This window comes from Kangsaoukella pontilimi, from assembly GCF_009830125.1.
Lineage (GTDB): Bacteria > Pseudomonadota > Alphaproteobacteria > Rhodobacterales > Rhodobacteraceae > Kangsaoukella > Kangsaoukella pontilimi.
Map to the genome: position 1 here is coordinate 704740 of NZ_WUPT01000002.1, position 15046 is coordinate 719785.

Sequence of the window (15046 nt, forward strand, 5' to 3'; positions counted from 1 at the left end):
GCTGCCCCTCGCGCTCCCCGGAGTATTTTCACCAAGAAGAAGGCGCGGGCGGGTGTTTCGCGCCTTTTGCGTTGAGGGACGATGAAGCGGTTCGGCATTCCCCTTGTTTTCGGTCTTCTCGGAGCCACGGTTCTGGTGGCGCTCGGGCTGTGGCAGCTTGAGCGGCTGGCGTGGAAGGAAGGCGTTCTGGCCGAGATCGACGCGCGGATCGGCGCGCTGCCGGTGGCGATCCCCGAGGTTCCGCAACCGGAAACTGACCGCTATCTGCCGGTGGCGGTGAGCGGACAGAGCACCGGTGATGCCCTTTATGCGCTTGTCTCCACCAAAGAGCGCGGGGCGGGCTATCGGCTGTTGTCGGGGTTCGAGACCGATGACGGCAGGCGCGTCATTCTGGACGAGGGCTTCCTGCCCGTCGCCGGCGTCGAGACCAAGGACGCACCGCCACCGATCAGGATGATGGTCCGGGGCAACCTGCACTGGCCCGAGGAGACCGACAGCTTCACGCCTGCGCCGGATCTGGAAGAAGGGCTGGTGTTCGCGCGGGACGTTCCGGTTCTGGCGCAAGCGCTCGGGACCGAGCCGGTTCTGGTCGTCGCGCGATCCATCGAGAGTGAGGGTGCGGCTCGCGCCACCCCGATGCCGGTGACGACTGCGGGCATTCCCAACAACCATTTGGGCTATGCGGTGCAATGGTTCGGACTGGCCGCCGTCTGGCTGGGGATGACGGCGTTCCTGATCTGGCGTATCCAGCGACGAGACGTCTGAGAAACGAGACCGATGAAATACATTTCCACACGGGGGGACGCGCCCCATCTGACATTCGAAGAGGCGATGCTGACCGGCCTTGCGCTCGATGGCGGGCTTTATGTGCCCGAGAGCGTCCCGACGCTCGGGCAGGGCGAGATCGCCGCGCTGGCGGGTGCGCCCTATGAAGAGATCGCCTATCGGGTGATGGCGCCCTTCGTGGGCGACTGTTTCACCGAGGACGAGTTGCGGGGCGCGATCGCGCGCGCCTACGAGGGCTTCGGCCACGACGCACGGGCGCCTCTGGTTCAGCTCGGACCGAACCATTTCCTGCTGGAGCTGTTCCACGGGCCGACGCTGGCCTTCAAGGACTTCGCGATGCAGATCATCGGCCAGCTCTTCCAGATCGCGCTGAAGCGCAGGGGCGAGCGGGTGACTATCGTGGGCGCGACGTCGGGCGACACGGGCTCTGCGGCAATCGAGGCGTTCCGGGGGCTCGACAATGTCGACGTGATGATCCTCTACCCCCATGGCCGCGTGTCCGAGGTTCAGCGGCGCCAGATGTCGACTCCGGTCGAGGCGAATGTCCATGCTTTGGCGCTCGACGGGGATTTCGACGACTGCCAGGCGGCGGTGAAGGACATGTTCGCCGATGTGGCATTCCGGGACGAAGTGGGGCTGGCGGCGGTCAACTCGATCAACTGGGCGCGGGTGCTGGCGCAGGTGGTCTATTACTTCTCGTCGGCCCTGTCGCTTGGCGCGCCCGAGCGGGCAGTCAGCTTTACCGTGCCCACGGGCAATTTCGGGGACATCTTCGCGGGCTACATCGCAAAGCGCATGGGGCTGCCCATCGCCAAGCTGGTAGTGGCCACGAACCGCAACGACATCCTGCACCGGACGCTTGAGACCGGTCGCTATCAGAAAGAGGGTGTCAGCCCCACGATCAGCCCGTCTATGGATATTCAGGTGTCGTCCAACTTCGAGCGTGCTTTGTTCGACGCTTACGGGCGGGACGGGGCGGCCGTGGCGCAGCTTATGGCCGAGTTGAAGAGCGCGGGCGGTTTTCCCGTGAGCCAGGGCGCGATCGAGGTGCTGCGCGAGGTTTACGCCTCGGGCCGGGCCTCGGAAGAAGAGACGAGCGCGACGATCACCGCCATGCGCGCCCGGACGGGCGAGGTGCTCTGTCCGCATTCCGCCGTGGGGGTGAAGGTGGCTGAAGAGCTTCTGGGTGCCGAGCCGATGATCACGCTCGCCACGGCGCATCCGGCCAAGTTCCCCGACGCGGTCGAGGCGGCCACGGGCCTGCGCCCGCCACTTCCCTCGCGGATGAGCGACCTTTATGACCGTCCGGAACGGATCACCCGGGTCCCGAACGACCTGAGTGAAATCGAACGGGTGATCAGGGAGATGCGCCGCACGTGACCGTTGAATTGCACCGCATGGCGAACGGGGTTCGCGTCGTGACCGAGCATATGCCGGGGCTTGGATCGGCCTCGGTCGGAGTCTGGGTCAATGCCGGCGGGCGGCACGAGCGTGCGGATCAGAACGGGATCGCGCATTTCCTCGAGCACATGGCGTTCAAGGGGACGAAGACGCGGAACGCGCTGCAGATCGCCGAGGCGATCGAGGATGTGGGCGGCTATATCAACGCCTATACCAGCCGCGAGATGACGGCCTATTACGCGCGCGTGCTGGCCGAAGATGCCGGGCTGGCACTGGATGTGATTTCCGACATCGTGCTGAACCCGATCTTCGAGGGCCGCGAGATCGAGGTCGAGCGCCACGTGATCCTGCAGGAGATCGGTCAGGCACTGGATACGCCGGACGACATCATCTTCGACTGGTTGCAGGAAACGGCCTTTCCCGAGCAGCCTCTGGGGCGCACGATTCTGGGACCTGCCGAGCGGGTGGAGCGGTTCGGGGCGGACGACCTGTCGCGCTTCGTTTCCGAGCGCTATGCACCGGGGAATATCATCGTCGCTGCAGCAGGCGGTGTAGATCACGACGCCATTGTGCGCGCCTCCGAGGCGGCGTTCGGTCATTTGCCGGCCCATGATGGCGGCAGCTTCGAGCCGGCAGCGTTCCGGGGTGGAGAGTGCAGGGTCGAGAAGGGGCTGGAGCAGGCGCATTTCGCGCTGGCCTTCGAGACGCCGGGATATCGTGACGAGGCGGTCTGGACCGCGCAGCTTTTCGCGACGGCGTTCGGGGGAGGCATGTCCTCGCGGCTGTTTCAGGAAGCGCGCGAGAAGCGTGGGCTCTGCTACACGATCTTCAGCCAGATCGGCGCCTATTCCGACAGCGGGCTTCTTACGATCTATGCAGGGACGAGCGGCGAGGAACTGGGCGATCTGGCGCATCTGACCATCGACGAGCTGAAACGCTCGGCCGATGACATGACGCCTGCCGAAGTGGCCCGCGCGCGGGCACAGATGAAGGCGGGACTGTTGATGGGGCTCGAGAGCCCGTCCAGCAGGGCCGAGCGGATGGCGCGGCTCTTGGCGATCTGGGACCGGGTCCCCGCCATTGACGAAACCGTGGCCCATATCGACGCGGTGACGACCGGGGATGTTCGCGACTTTGTGGCCGGTCTGGTGGAGACCGGGCGTCCGGCCATGGCGCTTTACGGTCCGGTCTCCGGCGCGCCGGAAATCGGGCGTCTTGCGGAGAGGCTTGCCGCGTGATGATCCGGCGGCGGGGGCGGGTCCGTATCGACACGGAGCGGCTGATCCTGAGGCCGCCGGTTCACGCCGACTACAAACCCTGGGCGACGCTGAGGCAGGAAAGCGCGTCCTTCCTGAAACCGTGGGAGCCGGAGTGGTCGTCGGATCACCTGACCCGGAAGAGTTTCGTCAACCGGGTCTACTGGGCGAACCGGTCCATCGCGCAAGGTACCGCCATCCCGCTCTTTCTGGAGCGGCGGACGGATGGGCGTATCCTTGGGGCGATCACGCTGGACAACATCCGGAGGGGGCCGGCCCAGGCGGGGACGATCGGGTATTGGATCGGCGAGCCTTTTGCGCGGTCGGGTTTCATGAAGGAGGCCCTGACGGCATTGGTGCATCACGCCTTCGAAGTGGTCGATCTGAGCCGGATCGAAAGCGCCTGCCTGCCCGAGAATGCGGCCTCGCGCGGGCTTCTGGAGAAATGCGGCTACAAGTACGAGGGCGTGGCGCAAAGCTATCTCCAGATCGCGGGGCGCTGGCGGAACCATGTGCTTTACGCCAATCTTCGCCGCGACCGGCGGGGACGCGTGGAGAGCCGGGGCTGATCCGGCGGAATCGCCCGCCCTCCGGGCGTGCGATACGTGATGCTCTTCGTCAGGGGCTCTGCCCCTCGGCGCTGACGCGCCTCACCCCGGGATATTTCGCAACAGGCGAAGTGGGTAAGGCTGGCTTCAGATCAGATCGGTCATCCAGCCGAGGCCTTCCTCGGTGTCGGCCTTGGGCTGGTATTCGGCGCTAATCCAACCTGTGTAAACGGAAGTGGCAATGGCCTGAAGGAGGGCGATCTCATCGGCGCCGGGTTCGTGCCGATCGGGTCCCGCCACCTGCACATGGCCCACACGACCACAATGGCGCGTCCATGCGGCGCGTGCGTCGCCGGTGATGCGGTGGGCGTGGTAGGTGTCGAACTGGAGCGACAGGTTCGCGCGGCCGAGCGTGTCGAGGATATCCGCCGCCTGTTCGAAGTCGTTCAGGAAATAGCCGGGCTGGTCGGCGGGGTTCAGGGGCTCGATGGTGAAGGCCATGTCCGGGGCGCTGTCGCAGGCGAAGGCGAGGTTCGCGAGGTAGGTCTCGCGGGCCTCGGCACCCTCTGCGCGGCCTGCGAGGATATGAATAATCTCCGCGCCCGCGTCCGACGCGAAAGCGAGCGCCCGGTCGAGATGCTTTCTGAACGCGTCGGTCTGACCGGGGACCGCCGCGTGCCCGCGCCCGCCGGCTTCCCAGTCGGGTTCGGCCGTGTTGATCAGCACAAGGCCCGGCCCGGCGGCTTCGAGCGTGTGGCGGAGATCGATCGGGTCTTCGCCGTAGGGCTGCAGGATTTCGATGCCGGTGAACCCCGCATCCGCGGCGGCGTCGATCCGCTCCCACATGGGGGCGTCCCCGAAGAGCATCGTCAGATTCGCCGCCAGCTTCATGGAAGTTCTGCCGAAGGAATGACGGGGAAGAAGACACCGCCGGACATGAGGCCGAACCAGGATGCGCCCTCATGGTCCCGGTGGCAGCCGATGTCCACGAGGCGATAGAAACTCTTCCGGTCGATCAGCGCTTCAAGATCGGCGCGGACATGGACGTAGGGCGAAGGTTCGCCCGTTTCCGGATCGCGCGTGACACGGATCGGATGATCGGGGCCGGCGGTCGTGCGGTCGCCCACATTGGTGACGAAGGTCAGGTCCTGTGCGTCGCCCTCGCCCATCGCCTCGAAATCCACGGCGACGAAGGGGGCGTCGTCGACCTGAATGCCGACCTTTTCCACCGGGGTGACGAGCACGTAGCGGTCGCCGTCCTTCCTGAGAATCGTCGAGAAGAGCCGGACAAGTTCGGGCCGGCCGATGGGTGTGCCGAGGTAGAACCACGTCCCGTCCCGCGCGATCCGCATGTCCAGATCGCCGCAATCGGGCGGGTTCCAGAGATGGACCGGCGGCAAACCGCCTTTTTGGGCGGCACGGGCGCTGGCCGCGAGGCCCTCGGGGTCGGGTTTCACGATCTTTTGTGTCATTTCGCCTTTTGCCATTTGTGCCACGGGCCATACTTCCCTTTACTGAGAGCATAGAAACTTTGGGAGCCTTTGCCATGTCCGATCCTGCCGACCTTGTCCGAGAGATCGAAGTGCTGGGCGAAAAGCTCGGTGAGGCCAAGGCCAGCATCACCAAGCGGTTCATCGGGCAGGAGCGGGTCGTCGACCTTGTTCTGTCGTCGATCCTTTGTGGTGGGCACGGGCTTCTGGTCGGTCTGCCGGGGCTTGGCAAGACGCGGCTGGTGGACACGCTGTCGACGGTCCTTGGCCTCGATGGCAAGCGGGTCCAGTTCACGCCCGACCTGATGCCGGCGGATATCCTCGGTTCGGAAGTGCTGGAAACCGGGGCCGATGGTAGCCGGGCCTTCAAGTTCATCCCGGGACCGATCTTCTGTCAGCTTTTGATGGCGGACGAGGTCAACCGTGCCAGCCCGCGCACGCAATCGGCGCTGTTGCAGGCGATGCAGGAGAAATCGGTCACCGTGGCCGGTGCCGCCCATGCGCTGCCGCAGCCCTTCCATGTGCTCGCCACCCAGAACCCCATCGAACAGGAGGGGACCTATCCCCTGCCTGAAGCGCAGCTGGACCGGTTCCTCGTACAGATCGACGTGCCGTACCCCGACCGCGACACCGAGCGTGAGATCCTGATGGCCACCACAGGCACCGCCGAGGCGCAGTCGACGCGCGTGTTCGATGCGGTCTCGCTCATGGCGGCGCAGCAGCTGGTCCGGCAGATGCCGGTGGGCGAGGCGGTGGTCGAGCTGATCCTCGACCTCGTGCGCGCGTGCCGCCCCGATGAGCCTTCGGCAAGCGACATCGTGCGCGACAATGTCGGCTGGGGCCCGGGGCCGCGTGCGGCGCAGGCGCTTATGCTGACGGTTCGGGCGCGGGCGCTTCTGGACGGGCGGCTTGCGCCGTCGGCCGAGGACGTGGCGGCCATGGCGACGCCGGTTCTGACACACCGCATGGCGCTGACATTCGCGGCGCGGGCGCGGGGCATGGCGCTGTCGGACGTAATCGACAGCGTGACCGCTCAGGTCACGCGGATCGAGGCGGCCGCGTGAGAACAGGCGCCGGGCTCAGACAAGAGGCCGAAACGCTTGCCGGCCCGCTTCCGCCGCTTCTCGCGGCGGCCGAGCATCTTGCCGCGTCGGTCCTGACCGGCGAGCATGGGCGGCGGCGCACGGGGCAGGGCGACCAGTTCTGGCAATACCGTCCCAGCCATGCGGGCGACGAGGCGCGCATGATCGACTGGCGGCGCTCGGCCCGGGCCGATGACGCGCTGTTCGTGCGTGAAAAGGAATGGCAGGCCGCGCAGTCGGTCGCGCTCTGGCTCGACGCCGGGCAGTCGATGGAATTTTCCAGTGCGAAGGACATCGCCACAAAGGCCGACACGGCCCGGCGGCTGGCCCTTGCGCTGTCCGTTCTGTTGGTCAGGGGCGGTGAGCGTGTGGGTCTGACCAATGCCGGTCTGCCGCCGCGGACGGGGCAGGTTCAGCTTTTGCGCCTGACCGACGCGCTGGCCTCGCCTGCCGAGGCTGACGAATACGAGGCGCCCGAGCTTCGGGGCATTCCGGCGCGGTCGCGGGCGGTCTTCTTTTCCGACTTCATGGGCGACCTCGCGCCGGTCGAGCGCGCGTTGACCCGCGCCGCCGACCGTGGGATTTCCGGCGCGCTTTGCCAGGTGCTCGACCCGCAGGAAGAGGCGTTCCCCTTCGACGGGCGGACGATTTTCCAGAGTATCGGCGGCACGATGGTCCATGAGACGCTGAAGGCGGGCGACCTGCGCGGGCGCTATCTGGAGCGTCTTGCCGCCCGTAAGGACGCGCTGTCGCGGCTCGCGCGGAACACGGGCTGGCAGTATCTCTGCTACCATACGGACCGGCCTGCGTCGGGCGCGCTTCTCTGGCTTTACGGTGCGTTGGAGCGTGTGCATTGACCCTGTACAGCTCCGCATATGTTCCGGCCGAGGCTGACCGGAGGGACGTCTGATGTGGACGATCGGACCTCTGGGCTTTGCCGTGCCGTGGCTTCTCCTTGGGCTGCTGGCGCTGCCGATCCTCTGGCTGATCCTGCGTGCTGTGCCGCCAGCGCCGATCCGGCGCCGGTTCCCGGGGGTGGCGCTGCTCCTCGGGCTCAAGGATGATGAACAACAGACCGACAAGACGCCTTGGTGGCTGCTTCTTTTGCGGATGCTGGCCGTTGGCGCCGCGATCATTGGGTTCGCCGGACCGGTCCTGAACCCGGTTACTTCCGAAGACGGCACCGGACCGCTTCTGATCGTGATGGACGGCACTTGGGCCGACGCACCCGACTGGTCCCGCCGCATCGCGCGCGTGGATGAGGCGCTGACGGACGCGCAGGCCACCGGTCGGGAAACCGCCATCGTCGTCCTGACGGACCTGCCTGCCGAGGGTGGGTTGCCGCTGCGTGCGGCGGATGCGTGGAGCGCGGCTCTGCCCGGTCTTCAGCCCGCGCCGTGGCTGCCCGATTCCGATGCGCTTGCGGCATGGGCCGCGAGCCTAGACGAGGAGGTCGAGACCTTCTGGCTGTCGGACGGCCTGTCCTGGGACGGGCGCGAGGCTTTGCGAGACAGGCTGGCCGATCTGGGCGAGATCACGGTGTTCCAGTCCGCGCGGCCCGTGATGGCGCTCCGTCCGGCGCGGTGGGAGGACGGGCAGATTGTTCTGGAAGCGGTGCGAAGCCGCGCGGACGGCCCCGACAGCGTGACGGTCGCCGCGCACGGTCTGGACCCCGCCGGCACACCCCGCGACCTTGCCACTGCGACACTCGGTTTCGCACCGAGCGAGACGGTGGCGACCGCCTCCATCGCGCTCCAGCCCGAGCTTCGGAATCGCATCACCCGGTTCGAGATCCAGGGCCTTCGCTCCGCCGGCGCCGTCAGCCTTGCCGATGACGGCCTCCGCCGCCGCGAGATCGCGATCCTGTCGCCACGGGACGAGCGCGAGGGCCTGCAGCTTCTGTCGCCCACGCATTACCTGGAACAGGCGCTGATCCCGAACACCGACATCATCGACGGGTCCATCGACGATATCGTTCTCGCCAACCCCGACGTTATCATCATGGCCGATATCGCCCAGCTTGGCGGTACCGAGCCCGAGGCCATCGAAGGCTGGGTCCGGAATGGCGGCCTTCTCCTGCGCTTTGCGGGACCGCGGCTTGCCGCTTCGGATGTGGGCCGCTCGGGCGACGAGCCGCTTATGCCCGTGCGTCTCCGCATCGGCGGCCGGAACGTGGGCGGTGCGATGAGCTGGGGTGAACCCAAGACGCTCCGCGCCTTCGGGCCGGACAGTCCGTTCTTCGGCCTGACCGTGCCCGAGGACGTCACCGTTTCGGCGCAGGTCATGGCCGAGCCCGATCCGACACTGGCCGAGCGCACCATCGCCACGCTGGCCGACGGCACACCCCTTGTGACCCGCAAGCGGCTCGACGAGGGGCAGGTCGTCCTGTTCCACGTCACCGCGAATGCCGAATGGTCCAGCCTGCCGCTTTCGGGTCTGTTCGTCTCTATGCTCGAACGGCTTGCCGTCTCGTCCCGCCCGAGCGACCCGTCTGCTGCCGATCTTGCCGGAACGTCGTGGACGCTGGATCAGGCGATCACCGCCTTTGGCCGCGTCGAAGAGGCTGGCACGATGCCGGGCGTTCCGGGCGAAAGACTGGCCGAGGGCGGCCCGGGCCGCGATCTGCCGCCCGGTCTCTATGCGGGCGAGGACCGTCGGCTGGCGCTGAACGTGGCCACGGCGGATACCGCGATCAGCGAAGCGGTCTGGCCCGACGGCACTCGGATCGAAGGGCTGGCCACCGTGTCGGAAACGCCGCTCAAGGGTATCGTTCTGTCGGCGGCGCTGGCCTTCCTTTTGGCCGATGTGCTGGCCGCGCTCTGGCTCTCGGGGCGGTTGAGCGGTCCGCGCGCGGGGCAGGCGGCTGCGGTTCTTCTGGCGCTGGTCCTTGCGGCGACGCAGCCGGGCGCCGCATTGGCGCAATCCGAAGAGATGACAGACACCGAACTGGAGCGCGCGCTTCGCGCCGCGTCCGAGGTGACGCTGGCCTATGTCGTGACCGGCAATGACCGGGTCGATCAGGTGTCAGAGGCAGGGCTGAGGGGCCTGTCCCGCGTTCTCTTCCGGCGCACCTCGATCGAGCCGATCGAGCCCACGGCGGTGAACCTCGAATTTGACGAGCTTTCGGTCTTTCCGTTCCTCTACTGGCCGGTTACGCCGGATCAGCCGCGCCCGTCTCTGGACGCCTATGCGAACCTGAACCGCTACCTGCGCACCGGCGGCATGATCCTGTTCGACACGCGGGATGCCGACACGGCGCGGTTCGGCGGAACCAGCCCGAATGGCCGCAAGCTGCAGGAACTGGCGCTGCCGCTGGATATTCCGCCGCTCGAGCCGGTGCCGTCAGACCACGTGCTGACGCGCACCTTCTATCTGCTGCAGGATTTCCCCGGACGGCACATCAGCCGCGATGTCTGGGTCGAGGCATCGCCCGCCGACGCCGAGCGGGCCGAGGGGATGCCGTTCCGAAACCTCAACGACAACGTGACCCCGGTGGTGATCGGAGGCAACGACTGGGCGTCAGCCTGGGCTGTGGATGACAGTGGCGTACCGATCTTCCCCGTGGGGCGCGGCTTTGCCGGGGAACGCCAGCGCGAGATCGCGTATCGCTTCGGCGTGAACCTCGTGATGCACGTGCTGACCGGCAACTACAAATCCGATCAGGTCCATGTGCCGGCGCTATTGGACAGGCTGGGACAATGAGGATGGCGCACCAGCTCACGCAGCACGAGAAGGCCCGACCCGCCTCCCTGCAGCGGTTCTCCGCCTTTCGCATCGAGCCGGGCTTTCCCGCACTGCCCGGGCGTCCGCGGAGGGGGGAGACCCTTGCAATTCCGACGGATGCACCGGGCGGACAACGCCTGACCGACCCCCACACTCACACACGGGTTAATACCTCGGCCCTGCATCGCCCTGCGGTACAGATATTCATGATTCGGCAGGAGGCGCATTAACGTGGGCAATAGCTCGATCATTTTGGATCCGCTCCTGCCGTGGCCCGTTCTCTGGGCCCTGGCTGCCGTCGCGGCCCTATTTGTCGGCTTTGCTCTCTGGCGGGGGCTCAGGGGCTGGTGGCTGCGCGGGCTGGCGCTGGCCGCACTTCTGATCGCGGTGGGCAACCCGTCGGTTCAGACCGAAGATCGCGAACCTCTGTCCGACATCGTCATCCTCGTCGTCGACGAAAGCGCAAGCCAGCGGATCGCCTCACGGCCCGATCAGACCGCCGAAGCGGTGGCACGGGTCGAGGCCGAGGTTGCGCGTCTGCCCAACACGGAACTGCGCGTCGTGCGGCTGGGTGATGCCGACGAGAACCGGGGCACCCTTCTGATGGACGCTCTGACGCAGGCCATGGCGGAAGAGCCCCGCGCGCGGATTGCGGGCGTCCTGATGGTAACAGATGGTCAGCTCCATGACGTGGAGCAGGCCCCGGATGTGCCCGCGCCGGTCCATACGCTTCTGACCGGCGAGGACGGCGACTGGGACCGCCGCCTGATCGTCCGGAACGCGCCCGCCTTCGCCATCATCGACGAGCCGATCACGCTGACTCTCAGGATCGAGGATCAGGGCGACGTCCCCGCCCAATTGCCCCAACGCGCCCAGATCGAAATCGCCGTGGATGGCAACGAGCCACAAGTCTTCGATGTGCCCATCGGCGAGGATCTTAACCTTCCGGTGACGCTTCGCCATGGCGGAATCAACGTGCTGCAATTCACCCTGCCCGAAGCCCCGGGCGAACTGACCACGCGGAACAACGCTGCTGTTGTACAGATCAACGGCGTGCGCGACCGGCTTCGGGTGTTGCTCGTTTCCGGCGAACCGCATGCGGGCGAGCGCACATGGCGAAACCTCCTGAAGTCCGACGCGTCGGTCGATCTGGTGCATTTCACCATCCTCCGCCCGCCCGAGAAACAGGATGGCGTGCCAGTCAATGAACTCAGCCTGATCGCCTTTCCCACGCGGGAGCTGTTCCTCGACAAGATCGACGAATTCGACCTGATCATCTTCGACCGCTACAAGCGGCGGGGCATCCTGCCGTCGATCTATCTCGACAACGTCCGGCGCTATGTCGAAGACGGCGGCGCGCTTCTGATCGCGGCGGGACCGGACTATGCCACCGCCGAGTCGATCTACCGCTCGCCGCTGTCCGACATCCTGCCCGCCGCGCCCACGGGCCGCGTTCTGGAAGAGGTCTACCGGCCCACTGTCAGCGAGTTGGGGCAGCGTCACCCTGTCACCGAAGGGTTCGCGCCGGACCTCGAGACCGAGCCGAACTGGGGCCGCTGGCTGCGCCTCGTCGATGTGGTCTCGGACCGGGGCGACACAGTGATGACCGGCGTGGAAGACCGCCCGCTTCTGGTGCTTGACCGGGTGGGCGAGGGGCGCGTGGCGCTTCTGGCCTCGGATCACGCCTGGCTCTGGTCTCGTGGCTATGACGGGGGCGGGCCGCAGCTTGAGCTTCTCCGGCGGCTGGCGCACTGGATGATGAAGGAACCCGATCTTGAGGAAGAGGCGCTGACGGTCACCGCCGAAGGGCAGACGATGTCGATCCTGCGCCGCACGCTTGAGGATGGAGTCGGGCCGCTCACCGTGATCGGGCCGGATGGCGAGACGGTCACGCTGGACCTGACCGAGACGGCGCCGGGTCGGTTCGCCGCCGAGTGGACGGCGCCCGAGATCGGGCTTTACCGGCTGAGCGATGGCGTGGAAGAGGCGGTCGTCGCCCTGGGCCCGGCGTCGCCCCGCGAATTCGAAGAGACGATCGCCTCTGCCGAAAGGCTGGAACCGGTTGTGGATGCGATGCGCGGCGGTGTCCGCCGGATCGAGGATGGCGTGCCGGGTCTGCGCCTTGTCCGCGAAGGACGCGCGGCGGCGGGCCGTGGCTGGCTGGGGATCACGCCGCGCGATGCCTATGTTACGGCGGATGTACGCGTCTCGCCGCTCTTGCCGGCATGGGCGATGCTGCTTCTGGCCGCCGCGCTCGCTATCGGCGCATGGCTTCGCGAAGGGCGGCGCTAGCTTCGTCTCCCCGACGCCGTGCGCGCCTGGAACGCAGCCCAGCTTCTGAGCCTCAGGAACGCCGCCCCGAGCGCCAGAACGGCAGCGCCGCAGAGGATCAACTTGGTAACGGACCCCATCGCGCCTTCGATCTGAACGGCGTGAAGGACGCTTCCGACCACGACAACCGTGACAAGGGCGGCATGTGCAATGCGCCAGATGCGCGGCGGCAGCGCTAGTCGTTTGCGTCCGAGACCCAACACCGCCGCTCCGAAAACCGCCCACATCGCCAGCACGCCCCAGACGGCAAAAGGCGTGGGCGAGCGGAAGAGCAGCGCGTCGGTCACATCCGGCGGGCTCGTCGCCCAGAGACCGGCCACGTGCAGCACGACCGACACGACGAGCAGGAGACCGGACCAGAGGTGAATCTTGCGACCGATGGCGCGCGGCGCGCCCGGCAACAGCCCGGCGACAAGAAGCGGCTGCAGCAGAAGCAGGGCCAGCGCGGCGATGCCGGCGAAACCGCCCGCGATATAGATCGGGTCCCGCCATGCCAGAAGCGGGCTGTTGGCCGCCACCGCGACCGGCGCAATCAGCAGAGTCGCAAGGACGGCCCAGATCAGCAGCGGGCGAAGCGTCGACAGCGGTTTCAGGCCGGTTTCAGCACGAAATGCGCTTCGAGCGCCGTATCGCTGGAGCGCGCCATAACGGGGCGCAGGAAAACGGTCTCGAAGCCGTCGCTGTCATAGGCCAGATGCCCGTGTGCCTGACCGAAGGCGGGGACGATCTGGGGCATGTCCATGCGGAACACGCCATCTGCGTCGGTCAGAGTGGCGCCGTGGCTGTGCCAGTCGCGTTCGTGCCCTTCAGTCGTGTGTGCCCAGATTTGTATGCGCGCACCCGCGATGGGCGCGCCGTCGCCAGCGCGCCGCACCGTGCCGGACATCAGGAACCCGCCGCCGCCGATGCGCTCGACGATGGGTGCGCCGGGGCGGTAGTTGTTCGCACCGCCGCGCATGGTCGGCGTGGGCGCAAGACCTGCCGCACGGGCCGGAACGGTGAGGCCGGGCAGGATCAGCGCCCCTGCGCTCGCCGCGCCCGCTGCAAGAAGCCGTCTTCGTGTCGGATTGAACCGTGTCATGCCGCACCTATGGATTGCTTGTCTTTTAAGATAGCAAGCCGAGAGGCCATCGCAACGGGACGAGGTCACAGCTTGGTGAGGTCGGGCGGGTGTAGCGGCTATCCGCGTCCGGCCCGGCGGGGATCACTCCCCCGGCCGTTTCAGCGAAAAGACCTCGGTGATGCGCGAATAGTCGCGGTATCCGAGCCGCGTGAGGGGCTCAAAGCTCAGGATATCGAACATGCCGTCCTTCAGGCAGTCGTCCCGCATGTGGACGCCCACGACTTCACCGAGGACGAGGAAATTGTGCTCACCCTCGATCTTCACGATCTGCGTCATCCGGCATTCCAGTGAGGCCGGCGCGGCGGCGACGCGGCTGCAGGGGATGACCTCGCAGGGCGCGCGCTCGATCCTGGCCTTGTCGAACTCGTCCACGTCCTTGTTCCAGAGGCCCGATGTCGTGTTCATCACGTCCTTCATCGCGTATTCCACGACGTTCACGCAAAAAACGCCCGTGTCCCGGATATTGGCCACGCTGTCTTTTGTGTCGCCCCGGTCCGGCTTGGCTGAGGTCGAGGCGAACATGACCTGCGGCGGCACATAGGCGACCGCGTTGAAGAAGGAGTAGGGCGCGAGGTTTTCGGATCCATCGGCCCCCCGCGTCGAGATCCAGCCGATGGGCCGGGGCGTCACAATGGCGTTGAACGGGTTGTGTGGCAGACCGTGGCCGTCTTCGGGGCGATAGAACAAGGGGCACCTCCTTCGGGTTTGTGCCTGACCTAGCCTCGTGCTACGCGCCTTTCCACCCCGAATGGCGAAAGGTGGCGCGGGTGTATTCGCTGAAGCGCGAAACCGACGAGGACTGGTGGGAGGTCGAGGCGCTCTACGACCTCTGCTTCGCGCCGGGCCGCACGGCGCTTTCGTCCTACCGATTGCGCGACGGGATCGATCCGGTGGGCGCGCTCAGCCGCGTGGCACGAGACGAGGGCGGGGTCCTCGCCGGGGCGATCCGCTACTGGCCGGTACATGTAGGTGACGCGCAGGCGCTTCTGCTGGGTCCGATTGCGGTCCATCCCACCAGACAGGGCGAGGGTCTGGGCGCGCTTCTGATCGAGGAAAGCCTCGCGGCAGCCGAAGGCTGGGACAGGGTGATCCTTGTGGGTGATGCGCCCTATTATGGCCGCTTCGGCTTTGCGAAACTCGAGGACGTGCTGATGCCGCCACCGACCAACCCCGACCGGGTGCTGGGGCGCGCGCTTGTGCCTGGCGCATGGGACGGTGTGACAGGGCAGGTGCGCCAGTGGTCGCCCTAGGCAGGGGCTCTGCCCATCGGCGCTGACGCGCCTCACCCCGTGATATTTCGGAACAG

The 15046-nt window shown here is 66.8% G+C and carries 14 protein-coding genes; 9 read left to right on the plus strand and 5 right to left on the minus strand.

The features are described from left to right. Positions 1 to 81: 81 nt before the first annotated feature. Genes GQ651_RS12980 through GQ651_RS12995 form a run of 4 tightly spaced genes read left to right on the plus strand, consistent with a single transcriptional unit; the run spans position 82 to position 4012 of the window. Positions 82 to 765 (plus strand): SURF1 family protein, encoded by a 684-nt coding sequence (locus GQ651_RS12980; RefSeq protein WP_160764668.1) that lies wholly within the window; start codon positions 82 to 84, stop codon positions 763 to 765. A 12-nt stretch (positions 766 to 777) separates the two neighbouring features. After that, positions 778 to 2166 (plus strand): threonine synthase, encoded by a 1389-nt coding sequence (gene thrC / locus GQ651_RS12985; RefSeq protein WP_160764669.1) that lies wholly within the window; start codon positions 778 to 780, stop codon positions 2164 to 2166. Then, positions 2163 to 3425 carry a M16 family metallopeptidase gene (locus GQ651_RS12990; protein ID WP_160764670.1) on the plus strand — a complete coding sequence of 421 codons (1263 nt, stop codon included), beginning with the start codon at positions 2163 to 2165 and terminating at the stop codon, positions 3423 to 3425. The genes thrC and GQ651_RS12990 overlap by 4 nt, the downstream gene beginning before the upstream one ends. Beyond that, positions 3425 to 4012, plus strand: a complete 588-nt coding sequence (locus tag GQ651_RS12995; protein WP_160764671.1) for a GNAT family N-acetyltransferase — start codon at positions 3425 to 3427, stop codon at positions 4010 to 4012. The genes GQ651_RS12990 and GQ651_RS12995 overlap by 1 nt, the downstream gene beginning before the upstream one ends. Before the next feature lie 126 nt (positions 4013 to 4138). On the opposite strand, the gene GQ651_RS13000 is transcribed toward GQ651_RS12995, so the two are convergent. Next, positions 4139 to 4882 carry a hydroxypyruvate isomerase family protein gene (locus GQ651_RS13000; RefSeq protein WP_160764672.1) on the minus strand — a complete coding sequence of 248 codons (744 nt, stop codon included), beginning with the start codon at positions 4880 to 4882 and terminating at the stop codon, positions 4139 to 4141. Next, the gene (locus GQ651_RS13005) at positions 4879 to 5463 is read right to left on the minus strand and encodes a DUF1285 domain-containing protein (protein WP_227258165.1); all 585 of its coding nucleotides are present in this window, start codon (positions 5461 to 5463) and stop codon (positions 4879 to 4881) included. The genes GQ651_RS13000 and GQ651_RS13005 overlap by 4 nt, the downstream gene beginning before the upstream one ends. Before the next feature lie 74 nt (positions 5464 to 5537). On the opposite strand from GQ651_RS13005, the gene GQ651_RS13010 reads away from it, so the two are divergent. From GQ651_RS13010 to GQ651_RS13025, 4 genes are all read left to right on the plus strand, one after another. Next, positions 5538 to 6545 (plus strand): AAA family ATPase, encoded by a 1008-nt coding sequence (locus tag GQ651_RS13010; protein ID WP_160764674.1) that lies wholly within the window; start codon positions 5538 to 5540, stop codon positions 6543 to 6545. Beyond that, positions 6542 to 7420, plus strand: coding sequence for a DUF58 domain-containing protein (locus GQ651_RS13015; protein ID WP_160764675.1), 879 nt, complete (start codon positions 6542 to 6544; stop codon positions 7418 to 7420). Before GQ651_RS13010 ends, GQ651_RS13015 begins: the two co-directional genes overlap by 4 nt. 52 nt (positions 7421 to 7472) lie before the next feature. Further along, complete coding sequence (locus GQ651_RS13020; protein ID WP_160764676.1) at positions 7473 to 10265, plus strand: DUF4159 domain-containing protein; 2793 nt, start codon at positions 7473 to 7475, stop codon at positions 10263 to 10265. 252 nt (positions 10266 to 10517) lie between these two features. Next, positions 10518 to 12578, plus strand: coding sequence for a hypothetical protein (locus GQ651_RS13025; protein WP_160764677.1), 2061 nt, complete (start codon positions 10518 to 10520; stop codon positions 12576 to 12578). Here the strand turns inward: GQ651_RS13025 and GQ651_RS13030 are convergent. The 3 genes from GQ651_RS13030 to GQ651_RS13040 all read right to left on the minus strand — a co-directional run bounded on the left by GQ651_RS13030 (position 12575) and on the right by GQ651_RS13040 (position 14427). Beyond that, entirely contained in the window at positions 12575 to 13135 is a 561-nt protein-coding gene (locus GQ651_RS13030) for a ferric reductase-like transmembrane domain-containing protein (RefSeq protein ID WP_319637426.1), read from the minus strand. The two genes, GQ651_RS13025 and GQ651_RS13030, sit on opposite strands and share 4 nt — an antisense overlap. A 71-nt stretch (positions 13136 to 13206) precedes the next feature. Continuing rightward, positions 13207 to 13698, minus strand: coding sequence for a peptidase associated/transthyretin-like domain-containing protein (locus tag GQ651_RS13035; RefSeq protein WP_160764678.1), 492 nt, complete (start codon positions 13696 to 13698; stop codon positions 13207 to 13209). Between the two features lie 123 nt (positions 13699 to 13821). Continuing rightward, positions 13822 to 14427 carry a flavin reductase family protein gene (locus GQ651_RS13040; protein ID WP_160764679.1) on the minus strand — a complete coding sequence of 202 codons (606 nt, stop codon included), beginning with the start codon at positions 14425 to 14427 and terminating at the stop codon, positions 13822 to 13824. 80 nt (positions 14428 to 14507) lie between these two features. Here GQ651_RS13040 and GQ651_RS13045 point away from each other — a divergent pair, with 80 nt between their 5' ends. Beyond that, positions 14508 to 14990 carry a GNAT family N-acetyltransferase gene (locus GQ651_RS13045; RefSeq protein WP_160764680.1) on the plus strand — a complete coding sequence of 161 codons (483 nt, stop codon included), beginning with the start codon at positions 14508 to 14510 and terminating at the stop codon, positions 14988 to 14990. The last annotated feature ends 56 nt before the right edge of the window (positions 14991 to 15046 follow it).